The 11,730-nt window shown below is 47.0% G+C and carries 13 protein-coding genes; 7 read left to right on the top strand and 6 right to left on the bottom strand.

The genetic code is table 11. The features are described from left to right. Positions 1-78: 78 nt before the first annotated feature. Positions 79-318, top strand: a complete 240-nt coding sequence (locus H0Z19_RS10135) for a PRC-barrel domain-containing protein (RefSeq protein WP_010877866.1) — start codon at positions 79-81, stop codon at positions 316-318. Beyond that, complete coding sequence (locus H0Z19_RS10130) at positions 315-1,013, top strand: DUF1614 domain-containing protein (protein ID WP_290726295.1); 699 nt, start codon at positions 315-317, stop codon at positions 1,011-1,013. The genes H0Z19_RS10135 and H0Z19_RS10130 overlap by 4 nt, the downstream gene beginning before the upstream one ends. On the opposite strand, the gene H0Z19_RS10125 is transcribed toward H0Z19_RS10130, so the two are convergent. Continuing rightward, positions 996-1,913 (bottom strand): NAD-dependent epimerase/dehydratase family protein, encoded by a 918-nt coding sequence (locus tag H0Z19_RS10125; protein ID WP_290726293.1) that lies wholly within the window; start codon positions 1,911-1,913, stop codon positions 996-998. The two genes, H0Z19_RS10130 and H0Z19_RS10125, sit on opposite strands and share 18 nt — an antisense overlap. Before the next feature lie 62 nt (positions 1,914-1,975). Between H0Z19_RS10125 and H0Z19_RS10120 the strand changes: the two genes are divergently transcribed. From H0Z19_RS10120 to lonB, 3 genes are read left to right on the top strand one after another with little or no spacing between them, the layout of a single operon-like run. Continuing rightward, positions 1,976-2,200: an LSM domain-containing protein gene (locus H0Z19_RS10120; RefSeq protein WP_365892704.1), complete on the top strand. Its 225-nt coding sequence runs from the start codon at positions 1,976-1,978 to the stop codon at positions 2,198-2,200. Further along, positions 2,197-2,583 carry an Lrp/AsnC family transcriptional regulator gene (locus H0Z19_RS10115; RefSeq protein WP_290726289.1) on the top strand — a complete coding sequence of 129 codons (387 nt, stop codon included), beginning with the start codon at positions 2,197-2,199 and terminating at the stop codon, positions 2,581-2,583. The genes H0Z19_RS10120 and H0Z19_RS10115 overlap by 4 nt, the downstream gene beginning before the upstream one ends. 34 nt (positions 2,584-2,617) lie before the next feature. Further along, positions 2,618-4,483: an ATP-dependent protease LonB gene (gene lonB / locus H0Z19_RS10110; protein WP_290726287.1), complete on the top strand. Its 1,866-nt coding sequence runs from the start codon at positions 2,618-2,620 to the stop codon at positions 4,481-4,483. On the opposite strand, the gene H0Z19_RS10105 is transcribed toward lonB, so the two are convergent. Further along, positions 4,484-5,011 (bottom strand): ribbon-helix-helix protein, CopG family, encoded by a 528-nt coding sequence (locus tag H0Z19_RS10105; protein WP_290726285.1) that lies wholly within the window; start codon positions 5,009-5,011, stop codon positions 4,484-4,486. 204 nt (positions 5,012-5,215) lie between these two features. On the opposite strand from H0Z19_RS10105, the gene acs reads away from it, so the two are divergent. Both acs and H0Z19_RS10095 read left to right on the top strand, forming a co-directional pair. Beyond that, positions 5,216-7,261: an acetate--CoA ligase gene (gene acs, locus H0Z19_RS10100; RefSeq protein WP_290726284.1), complete on the top strand. Its 2,046-nt coding sequence runs from the start codon at positions 5,216-5,218 to the stop codon at positions 7,259-7,261. A gap of 17 nt (positions 7,262-7,278) precedes the next feature. Beyond that, on the top strand, positions 7,279-8,469 hold the full coding sequence (locus H0Z19_RS10095) for an OFA family MFS transporter (protein WP_290726282.1): 1,191 nt from the start codon (positions 7,279-7,281) through the stop codon (positions 8,467-8,469). Positions 8,470-8,472: 3 nt separating this feature from the next. Here H0Z19_RS10095 and H0Z19_RS10090 read toward each other — a convergent pair whose 3' ends face one another. From H0Z19_RS10090 to H0Z19_RS10075, 4 genes are all read right to left on the bottom strand, one after another. Beyond that, positions 8,473-9,492 (bottom strand): S-methyl-5-thioribose-1-phosphate isomerase, encoded by a 1,020-nt coding sequence (locus H0Z19_RS10090; RefSeq protein WP_290726281.1) that lies wholly within the window; start codon positions 9,490-9,492, stop codon positions 8,473-8,475. 10 nt (positions 9,493-9,502) lie between these two features. Further along, positions 9,503-10,099 carry an N-glycosylase/DNA lyase gene (locus H0Z19_RS10085; protein WP_290726280.1) on the bottom strand — a complete coding sequence of 199 codons (597 nt, stop codon included), beginning with the start codon at positions 10,097-10,099 and terminating at the stop codon, positions 9,503-9,505. Next, positions 10,092-10,778 (bottom strand): formate dehydrogenase accessory sulfurtransferase FdhD, encoded by a 687-nt coding sequence (fdhD, locus tag H0Z19_RS10080; RefSeq protein WP_290726278.1) that lies wholly within the window; start codon positions 10,776-10,778, stop codon positions 10,092-10,094. The genes H0Z19_RS10085 and fdhD overlap by 8 nt, the downstream gene beginning before the upstream one ends. Before the next feature lie 399 nt (positions 10,779-11,177). Continuing rightward, positions 11,178-11,417, bottom strand: coding sequence for a DUF4389 domain-containing protein (locus H0Z19_RS10075; protein ID WP_290726298.1), 240 nt, complete (start codon positions 11,415-11,417; stop codon positions 11,178-11,180). Positions 11,418-11,730: the final 313 nt, after the last annotated feature.

Raw genomic sequence — 11,730 nt, 5'->3', positions numbered from 1 at the left:
AGTGGGAAATAATTTCGGGAAAAGACACACAGCAGGATAACAGGAAAAATTTATATGGGTGGATTGAAAATTTAGTTCATGTACGTTCCTGCGAGAAGTCTGGCGAGAAAGTCAGTCGTGCTTACCGATGGAACTGTTGTCGGAACGCTTTACAACATAACGGTTGATTTCAAAACCGGGACAATAGTAAACCTTCTTGTGAAGCCTGAAAATGAGATTCCCGACTTCAAAAAGGAGGAGGGGCTTTATATAATCCCGTTTGAGTGTGTGAGATCTCTAAAAGATTTCATCGTCGTTGACAGAAGAAGAGTCAGATGAGGGACTACATTTTTCCGCCTTTAATCCTGCCTCTCTTCTTACTGCTTATTTTCCTCCCTCTACTGCTCCTGATGTTTCTCTTCACAGGAACAGCGGTTTTTCAGCTTGTCTTTGGTGTAGATGCCGAAACGGCTATGCTGATTTTCCTCTTTATACTTATTGGGAGTTTCATCAATATCCCCATCTACGAGAGAGAAGGTGTGGTTTACGAAACCACATACAGAGTTTTTGGTTTGATGTATGCGGTTAAGAAAAGGCAGAAAATGGTAGTTGCCGTGAATCTCGGTGGGTGCGTTTTCCCCTCAATTCTCGCCATAAAAGCTCTCTTTGATTTGCTGCGTTACATCCCTTTCTCCGCCTGGCTTGCGACGTTTCTGCTGGCATCAGCGGTGATATACTACTTCGCCAGACCCGTGCCAAATGTAGGGATCGTGGTCCCAATGCTCATACCCCCGCTCACAGCAGCGTTTTTCAGCTTCTTAACCCTCATGATGATTGATGCCCCAGTCCTTCTGCTACCCAAACTCGCCTTCTCCACAGGAGTTCTTTCAGCCCTCTTTGGGGCTGACATACTGCATCTGAAGGACTTGGAAAAAATAGGCTCAGGTGTTGTGAGTATAGGCGGTGCAGGAACATTTGACGGGATTTTCCTTACAGGAATCTTTGCGGTTATCTTCTCAGTCTTGTTTGTTTAAATCTTCGATGAGATCTCTGGTTGCCATCCTCACAGCCTCCTCGCTGCTGTATCTTGGTCTCCATCCCAGCTTCTTGAGCCTTTCTATGCTGAGAAGCATCACCGGCACATCACCTTTCCATCCCCTATCTCCTCCAGTGAATCTGAATTTAGGTGACAGTCCGAACTCCTCGCTTACTATCTCGGCAATTCTTTTCACCTTAACCTGGTCTTCGCTGCCGATGTTGAATATGTTGACTTTCCCATCACCTTTAAGTCCTGCGAGCATCGCTTCTACGCAGTCTGTTATGTAAATATATGACTTGTTCTGCTCTCCATTTCCAAGAATCTCCAGTTCCTCCGGATTCCTCTTCAGCTTCATTATGAAATCGTAGATTACTCCGTGAGTGCTTCTTCTCCCTATGACATTTGCAAATCTGTAAATCCAAGCCTGCATGTCGAAGGTGTGACAGTAGGATTCAATCAAGGCCTCACAGGCAAGCTTTGATGCTCCATAAAGGCTAATCGGGTGTGTGGGATAGTCTTCGGGTGTCGGGATTACCTCAGCCTCTCCGTAAACAGTAGAGGTGGAGGTAAAAATTATTTTGCTAACTCCAGCTTTTCTCGTAGCCTCAAGTAGTCTGTATGTGGCAAGAACGTTGTTTCTGTAAATTTCGTCCGGATTCTCCGCTCCAATCCTCACATCAGGGTTGGCTGCTATGTGCCAGAGTTCTTCAGCCCCCCTCAAATAATCCACAATGTCGTCTTTCGCCAGATCAGCCTTAATGAGCTTTGCAGATTCATTGACGAACTCCTCTTTTCCACTCGAAAGGTTATCAATAACTATTATTTCGTTCGATTCTGACAGTTTATCCACGATGTGACTGCCTATAAATCCCGCTCCTCCTGTTACCACTATCATTGGGAAAGATTTTAAAATGAGTTGTTATATACTTTTTCTGCACAACGCAGAGGGGTGATATGGTGCTTCCAAATCAAATGGTAAAGTCAATGGTCGGTAAGATTATAAGGGTAGAAATGAAAGGAGAGGAGAACCAGTTAGTCGGAAAACTTGAGGGCGTTGACGACTACATGAACTTGTATCTAACCAACGCAATGGAGTGCAGAGGAGAAGAGAAGGTTAGAAGCCTTGGAGAGATAGTTCTCAGAGGAAACAACGTTGTTCTGATACAGCCACAAGAAGAATGACCGAGTTTCAGATTACCGATACAAGAGAGGAAATTTTAAAGATTCTTGAGGAGAGGGGAGCTGTTCTTCAGAAAGACCTCTGGAAAGAGCTCAACATAGACAGCAGCAAGTGTTCGAGAATTCTCAGGAAACTCGAGAAAGAGGGCTTGATAAAGAGAGTTGAGGTTGTAGTTGACGGTGTAAAGACATTCAAGATAATCCCGGCAGGAGCGGAAGAGGAGGATGAAGAGGAGGAAGAGCTGGACTTAAAGGCTGTCCTTGACAGAATGGAAGAAGTAGCAGGCTATCCGCCATGCTTTGCCTGCACAGAGGTGGACTGTGATGCCAAAGAATGTATAAAGCTTGAAGTATGGTTTTTGAGCAAGTGCAGAATGCTGAGCTAAGTTATTTTAACACGTTTGTCTAATGTGAGGGAGAATGAATGAGGACATAAACGAGATCCTTGGCGGGCTGGAATTTGAATCCACAAAGGATGTTTCCGTTCCTGAGAGGCTAGTAGATCAAGTCATCGGTCAGGACCATGCGGTAGAGGCAATAAAGAAGGCTGCAGTTCAGAAAAGGCATGTGATGCTCATAGGCTCCCCCGGAACAGGAAAGTCGATGCTTGCCAAGGCGATGGCAGAGTTGCTGCCAAAGGAGGAGCTTGAAGATATCTTGGTCTACCCCAATCCCCAGGATCCAAACCAGCCAAAGATCAGGCTTGTTCCGGCAGGAAAGGGAAGGGAAATAGTGGAGGCGTACAAGGAGGAGGCGATGAAAAAGGCTCAGGCAAGGAACTTTCTCATTTTCACTCTCGTCTTCCTCGTTATAGGCTACACGGTTCTCACCAATCCCGGAAACCTGATCTGGGGCATTATTGCTGCAGTGCTGATACTGATGATGTCCCGCTACTTCATCCCGAGAGAGGACAGAAATGTGCCGAAGCTGCTCGTGGATAATTCTGAAAAGACCACCGCTCCATTCGAAGATGCCACTGGAGCTCATGCTGGAGCGCTGTTTGGCGATGTTAGGCATGATCCCTTCCAGAGCGGAGGTTTGGAAACTCCCGCACACGAGAGAGTTGAAGCTGGAGCCATTCATAGGGCCCACAAGGGAGTGCTCTACATTGACGAAATAAACACACTCACAATCGAATCGCAGCAGAAACTTCTCACGGCCTTGCAAGATAAAAAGTTCCCAATTACGGGCCAGAGTGAGAGGAGCAGCGGTGCAATGGTGAGGACTGAGCCAGTGCCATGTGACTTCATTCTCGTCGCTGCTGGCAACCTTGATGCTCTCATGGGCATGCACCCCGCGCTGAGGAGCAGAATCGAAGGTTACGGCTATGAGGTGTACATGAACGACACGATGCCAGACACTCCTGAAAACAGGCAAAAGCTTGTGAGGTTCGTGGCTCAGGAGGTTGTCAAGGACGGCAAGATTCCGCACTTCGACAAGTACGCTGTGGCAGAGATTATCAGGGAAGCGAGGAGAAGAGCGGGAAGAAGGAACCACCTCACGCTAAGATTGAGGGAGCTTGGAGGGCTCGTAAGGACTGCTGGTGACATTGCAAAAAGTGAAGGATCGGACATTGTGAGGCTTGAGCATGTTCTTAAGGCGAAGAAGATAGCCAAAACAATAGAGGAGCAGCTTGCAGACAAGTACATAGAGAGGAGGAAGGACTACAAGCTCTTCATCACTGATGGATACGAAATCGGCCGTGTTAATGGTTTGGCAGTTATAGGCGAGTCTGCAGGGATAGTTCTGCCAATCATTGCTGAAGTAACACCGTCAATGAGCAAGTCGGAGGGAAGAGTTATAGCCACAGGCAGACTGCAGGAGATTGCCAGAGAGGCTGTGATGAACGTCTCTGCAATCATCAAGAAGTACACAGGGAGAGATATATCCAATATGGACGTGCACATCCAGTTTGTTGGAACTTACGAGGGGGTTGAGGGCGATTCAGCAAGCATAAGCATAGCAACAGCCGTTATTTCGGCAATAGAAGGCATACCCGTTGACCAGTCCGTTGCCATGACAGGAAGCCTTTCGGTGAAGGGGGAGGTGCTGCCAGTTGGAGGAGTGACTCAGAAAATCGAAGCGGCAATTCAGGCAGGGCTTAAGAGGGTGATCATACCAAAGGACAACATAGACGATGTGCTGCTCGACGCCGAACACGAGGGCAAGATTGAAGTAATCCCTGTTTCGAGAATCAACGAAGTTCTTGAGCATGTATTAGAGGATGGCAAAAAGAAAGACAGGCTGATGAGCAAGTTTAAGGAGCTTGAGCTGGCTGCAGTTTAACTATTTTTCGACAACTATTAATTTCCCAAACCCCTCTTTTATCTCCGCCTTAAGGTTTTGACCCTCAAAGACCTTTTCGAGAAAAGTTCTTACGAATCTCTTGATTTTCAGGTCGTTGAGTATGAGTGTGTAAACACCATTTCCCTCATCTTTTATCTCATACCAGTTTGCCTTCTCCACATACCTGAGAATTTTCTCGACAGTATCGAGACCCTTCATCTTGTACTGCAGTGCATGGCTTAAGCCAATCTCCTCCATCTGCCTCCAGAAGTCAGAGTTGTCAGAATCTTCAATTTCGTTGAAGATGACCCTCCAGTGCTCAATATCGAGGATCATATGCTGCCTCTTTGCCAGATAATCTACCCAAGCCTCGAGTGATTGTGAATCGACACCAAGCTTGTAAATATCGTATCCAAGGTCAATAAGATCACGAATAATCTCGCTTGTGCTTTTACCAGTCATTTTCCTCAGTTTCTCTAACTTTTCCTTTGATGTGTTATCAATGGAGATACTCAATCTTTCGGTCATTGTTCTTGTTTAATATGACTGATTAATTACTCTTTCGCACAAAAATGTTGCGTTACTGCGCAGTTTAGAATAAACTTGAACAAAAGTGTACTAATATCCGCTAAAATTCACATTTTTAATCTTTAATCTCAAATAAAGTTAAATATCAATAATTTAACCTATTTTTGGTGATAAATAGATGAGAGGTTTGAGGAGGTGGTTTAGATGACAGACCCCATGGAAGCCATGAAAAAGGAGTTTGAGAACCGCATAATTCCTCCGAGCTGGAAAGACAGAGTTTGGGATATAGAGGACTACAGAAAGTTTCACAAGGATACGATAAAGGATAAAGAGTCGATTGAAAAGTGGTGGGAAAAGTGGGCAAACGAGATTTTCTGGTTCAAGAAGTGGAACAAGGTTCTTGACGATAGCAACCCGCCATTCTACAGGTGGTTTGTCGGGGGAGAGACGAACCTTGCCTACCTCTGCACTGACTGGCAGATTGAGCAGGGAAGGAAGAACAAGGTGGCAATAATATGGGAAGGTGAGCCAGTAACGGAAAATGGCGAACCGTTAGAGGTCAGAAAGCTCACATACTACGACCTTTACAGGGAATCCAACAGAATTGCTGCAATGCTGAAGGATAAGCTCGGCGTTAAGAAGGACGAGATTCTGACGTTCTACCTTCCCATGATTCCCGAACTGCCGCTTTTCATGCTCGGTGTTCAGAGAATCGGGGCGAAGCACAGCATCGTTTTCAGCGGATTCAGCGCTCAGGCTTTAGCTGTCAGAATCATGGATGCCGGAGCGAGATATGTTGTTACTGCCGATGGGGTTTACAGGAGAGGGAAAATTCTCAACCTAAAGGCGATAGTCGATGACGCTGTTAAAATCTGCGAGCAGGAGGGGCACAAGGTCGAGAAGGTTATAGTGGTTAAAAGGGCAGGAAATGAGATTCCATGGGATGAAAGCAGGGACGTTTGGTTTGAAGACCTGATGGAAGACATAGGGAAGAACGTTAAGGTTGAATGCGAAAGAATGGGTTCCGAGGACTTCAGCTTCATCCTCTACACCTCAGGAACAACAGGAAGGCCTAAAGGTGCTCAGCACTCAGTTGGCGGTTACGCCGTCCACCTCTACACCACAATGAAGCTCATATTCGACATAAAGGATGATGACGTCTTCTGGTGCACCGCAGACATTGGATGGATTACGGGTCACAGCTACATTGTCTACGGGCCTTTGATGACGGGTGCCACTTCAGTCATGTATGAAGGTGCTCCGGACTTCCCAGACATTAGCAGATGGGCGGCGATGATTGAAAGGTACGGTGTGACGATATTCTACACCGCTCCAACAGCCATAAGAATGCTCATGCGCTTCCCGGAGGAGAACTACACCAAATACGACATGTCCACGCTCAGAATAATCCACAGTGTTGGGGAGCCAATCAATCCCGAAGCATGGAGATGGTACTACAGGGTGTTTGGAAAGGAGGATGTGGTTTGCTCAAGCACTTGGTGGATGACTGAAACTGGGGGTATGCTGACAGATCACTTCCCGGGATTGGGCAAAATCATCCCGCTCAAGCCCGGAACTAATGGCTACCCCATTCCGGGAGTGAGGATGGAGGTCTTAGACGATGAGGGCAATCCTGTGAAGCCAGGGGAGAGGGGATATCTGGTCATTTCAACACCATGGCCCGGAATGCTCATGACTCTCTTCAAAGACCCGAACAGATACATCGACGTCTATTTCGGCAAGTACAAGAGCAAGGGATGGTACTACTACACCGGCGACTTCGCCATGTTCGATGAAGATGGCTATGTCTGGGTTCTGGGAAGGGCGGACGACATTCTGAAGGTTGCGGGGCACAGAATCGGTACTGCCGAGATTGAGTCTGCCATGGTCTCCCATCCAGATGTTGCTGAAGCAGCATGCGTCGGCAAATCCGACCCGGTTAAGGGGGAGATTCCTATAATCTACACGGTGCTTAGAGATGGCGTTGAGCCGTCACCAGAAATGGTGGACAAGCTGAAGAAACACCTCAGAGCGACTCTTGGTCCTGTGGTTGCAAGTGATGCTGTGATAACCTTCGTCAACACCTTGCCAAAAACAAGAAGCGGTAAGATAATGAGAAGGTTGCTGAGGGCTGTGGCTGAGGGCAAGGAGCTTGGAGATATTACAACCCTTGAGAGCGAGGTGGCTGTGGAAGAAGCGAAGAGAGCCTATGAGATGATTAAGTCGGCCCTTGAGGGGGCCAAATCTTAATTTTTTAGGTGGATTGAATGGCGTCAAAGTGGCTAGTAATCTTTGCCGGATTTCTGCTGAACCTCATGCTGGGCATAGTTTACGCCTGGAGCGTTTTTGTCAAGCCGCTGATGGACACATTTGGCTGGAGTAAAACCATAGCCTCTCTCCCATTCTCAATCTTCCTCCTGATTTTCGCCATAATGATGGTTCCTGCAGGCAGAACTCAGGACAGGATAGGCCCCAGAAAGGTTGCAATGCTCGGAGGAGTGCTTCTGGGAGTCGGATTTCTTCTTTCCGGCTTTATCGAAACGATACAGAATCCGTACTGGCTGATACTCACCTACGGTGTGGTTGCCGGTGCGGGCTGTGGTTTGGGCTACGCATGCCCAATTCCCGTGGCAAGAAAGTGGTTTCCAGAAAGAGTGGGACTCGCCACCGGCCTTGTTGTCATGGGATTTGGATTGAGTGCTTTGATATTTGCTCCTCTTGAAAGAATACTGATTGACACCTATGGTATTGGTCAAACTTTCTACATTCTTGGAGTTATTCTTCTCATTGTTGCCGTCCTGGCAGCATCAATGCTCGCAAATCCACCGGAAAGCTCTGTCTCAAACCCGAAGCAGGAAGTTACAGTTGTTGAAACCGGCAAAAAAGAGTTCGGCCCTTCGGAAATGCTGAGGGACATCAGATTCTACACCCTCTGGCTGAGCTTCTTCTTCATGGCTCTTGCTGGACTTATGGTGATTGGACACATCGCCCCCTACGCGCAGGAACATGGTGTGGAGCCGCTTGCAGCAGCATTCGCGGTTAGCATTCTCTCTGTGGCAAATGCAGTTGGCAGACCCGGTGCAGGAGCGCTGTCTGACAAAATTGGCAGAGCGACAACAATGTTTCTGCTATTCCTGATACAGGCTGCAACGCTCATAACCTTCCCGCACATCGCCCTGACTCTCATAACAATATACATCTGCGCAGCAATTATCGGCTTCAACTACGGAGCGAACTTCTCCCTTTTCCCCTCAGCCACAGGTGACTTCTTCGGTACAAAAAATCTCGGAGTCAACTACGGGCTGGTTTTCACGTCATACGGAGTTGGAGGGCTTGTGGGGCCCATAATGGCAGGATACGTCTTTGACGTTACTGGAAGCTACGAAATCGCTTTCCTGATAGCCGGAGTGCTCGCCTTCATAGCAGCCCTTATGAGCTTCACACTCAGGAAGAAATAATTTTTAAATTTTCAAAATTTTTGGAACGTTGACATCATAGGGTGGCTCTATCACTCCGTACTCCGTTATGAGTGCCGTTACGTTTTCAAGGGGTGTCGGGTCGAAAGCCGGATTGTAAACCTTCACGTCGAGGGGAGCAATTTGCCTGTTTCCACAGTAAATGAGCTCCTCTCTTGGTCTTTCCTCAATCACGACATCCTTTGCTTTCTTACCCCAATCAAATGTCGCCTTCGGAGCAGCGACGTAGAACGGGATGCCGTGATGCTTGGCAACAACTGAGACTGTGTAGGTGCCTATTTTGTTGAAAACAGCATCCCTGACAATCCTGTCCGCCCCGACGATAACTTTGTCAACCATCCCCTTCTGCATCACTATGCCCACCATCGAGTCTGTTATCAAAGTGACGTCAATTCCGTCCTCCATAAGCTCCCAGCAGGTGAGCCTTGATCCCTGATTAAGCGGCCTTGTTTCGCACGCGATAACCTTGATTCTCTTTCCCTCTTTTACAGCACTCCTGACTACCCCCAAAGCTGTTCCCCAGTCAACAGTAGCCAGTCTGCCAGCGTTGCAGTAGGTAAGGATGGTGTCGCCATCTTCAAGCAGCTTTGCCCCGTACTCTCCCATCTTCCTGTTTCTCTCGATATCCTCCTCAGCCAGCCTCTCAGCCTCCATCAACGCAAGCTCTCTGACCTCCTCAACGCTTTCTCCTTTTAATGCCGCATTAAGCGCCCTCTCTATTCCGACAAAGAGGTTGACGGCTGTGGGACGAGTTGACGCAAGGAACTTAGCGGACTTTCTGAGATAATCTTTAAGCTCATCAACAGTCTCAAATTCCCTCTCCCTAGCAGCCAAGGCGATGCCATACGCTCCAGCAGCTTCAAGTGCCGGAGCGCCCCTTACAGCAAGCCTTTTTATTGCATCAGCCAGCTCCTCTATGTTTCTGCATTCAATAATTTCCAGCTTTTCAGGAAGCTTTGTCTGGTCGATAAGCTTCAGCCCGTTGTCCCAGAATATCGACCTCATAACCAGCACCTCACTTCAGAACCTTCCCCGTCATTTCAGCCCATACCCTCAAATCCATTTCCGCCAGAGTTTCTCTCCTCTCTTCCGAGATATCCCTCAAAAGTTTTTCCATTTCCAGATACCTCTTGGGGGTCATATTACTAGGAATTTCGAAGCCTTGCTTTTCAAGCCACCTGAGAACGTGTCGGTCAACTATGGCAACATCCTCCCTCCCGACATTCCGCAAAAAGTGGCTTGCCTCCTTCATTCCAAGACCTTTTATTTTGAGCAAAATTTTTCTCGCCTTCTCGCTCTCAAATCCCAAAGCTTTTTCAACAAGCTCGAAGTTTTCGAAGGCTTCCCTGATGTACTCGGATTTTCTGTTGTGAAACCTCACTCCAGCCATTTTGAGAGCCTCGTCAACGCTTACTCTTTCTTCAAGAAGTTTCTGAAACTTCAAACCTGCCGTTGCGGATGAGTTGGCTGTTGAGATACAGAAGGCAAGCTCGGTTTTGATGTTAGCTTTTAGACTTAAATCGAGAAAAGGCCTGAAATCAAACACAACCTCCCCCTTTTCTCCAAGCTGCCTGAACTCCTCGATCCGCCTCAAAATTGCCTTTTCAATCATGCTCCAAAGCCTCTCCCTCAACAGCGATGTTTGTTGCAAACGATACTGCAGCTATACCGCTTTTCTCGCACACCTCTATTGCAGAATCAAGTATCGCTGCTTTTGAGGCTATCAACGGAATTCCCACCCTCGCACATTTCATCACCATTCCCCTTGAAATCCTGCCTGAGAGCAAAAGGAAAACCTTGCCTGGCTCGACACCTTTGAGCAGCAATGAGCCTATTGCCTTATCCACAGCATTGTGCCTTCCCACGTCGTGCATTCTCGACACGATTCCGTTCTTGCTAACTATAACAGCAGTGTGATAACCTCTCGTTCTTCTATATTCTTCAGTTTCAAGGTACTGTAGAGCGTTCTCTACCTCCTCAAGCGTGAACTTTTCCCCAGCTTTAACCTTGGGTATTTCTTCTCTCTCCCTGAAGACTCCGATGCAACCTGAAGACGTTATGGTGGTTGAGCTATGTTCTCCATTCATTTTAACGTAAATCAGGTTATCCTCAACCTTTGAAATCTCGATTTCATCTACCGATTTGGCAATCCCTTCGGAAATTATGAAGCCGACCGCAAGTTCGATGAGGTTCTCTGGTGTGCACATGAGGTGATAGGGAGTTCTTCCCGCAATAATCGTTACTCTGCTCTCCTTTGCAAGTTCAAGGGTCTTTCCAAGTTTTCTAATCACGCCCTCATCTCTGGTATAGGAGTTAAAAATTTTGGCATGGTGGCTCGTTTGGTGAAGGCCATAAAAATACCGAAGAGATATTTAACATCGATCAGCTCGACGATTCAGCCGAGATTCACAAGCTTGTAAAAGTGTTTAATCGCAAAGGGGTGGCAACGAGGTTGCAAGAGATTGATTCGAGGACCAGTAAAGCTGTTAAGCGGTCTCTCCGATCGAGGACTTTGTCGTGCTCAAGGTGAACAATACGATTCACATCAGGGAGGCGGGTAGAAGCATGTATAGCGAAAAGAAAAAGAAACCGGGCTTTCAATGAAACTGCGACTCTTCATCTCTCTTGGTGAGTCCCCCTTGTGAAGGCGAGTGGAATTGACAACAAATAAAGTTAAAGATACAACTTTTTTAGAGATCGAGTGGCTCAGCGGGCTGGAGATTCAGTTGCGGCCTCTCGTTCGTGGCAAAAGACAGGTACCTGTATACCCTATACATAAGCGAAACATAGCCGTTCATAAATTCCGCTGCACCTCTATGCCTCTTTCCGAGAATCAGCGTATACAGGAAGAGAAATATCCACAGCACAGCCACTACAATCCCAAGCACGTCCAAAATCAGCCCGTAAAATATTCCGAGCGGTATTCTCAGGAGAGTTTCGATTTTCCCCCATGCATGGGTATAGCAACGAACACGTATAACCTTTTTGGGTTGTTATTCAAGATGCTTTATAGAGATAGCAGATAAACTACTTGCACCACTCTTCTCCAATGCTAAATTCCCATTAAGGTGTAATTTAACCTTTTCAATTTGTAGAAGGCCTAAAATCAATCAAACACTCATCCATTAGACTCTGACACGCCTAGGGATTTCTAACCCCGCAGCAGTTCAGTACGAATTCTATCACAATATGTCTTTTCCCGAAATTATTTCCCACTCTAACAAACCTCGATGTGAAACTTGA

The organism is Archaeoglobus sp. (assembly GCF_017656475.1).
In the GTDB taxonomy this organism is placed as follows: domain Archaea; phylum Halobacteriota; class Archaeoglobi; order Archaeoglobales; family Archaeoglobaceae; genus Archaeoglobus.
The sequence above is the reverse complement of the archived record's forward strand: the minus strand, read 5'-3'. Positions and strand labels throughout refer to the sequence as shown.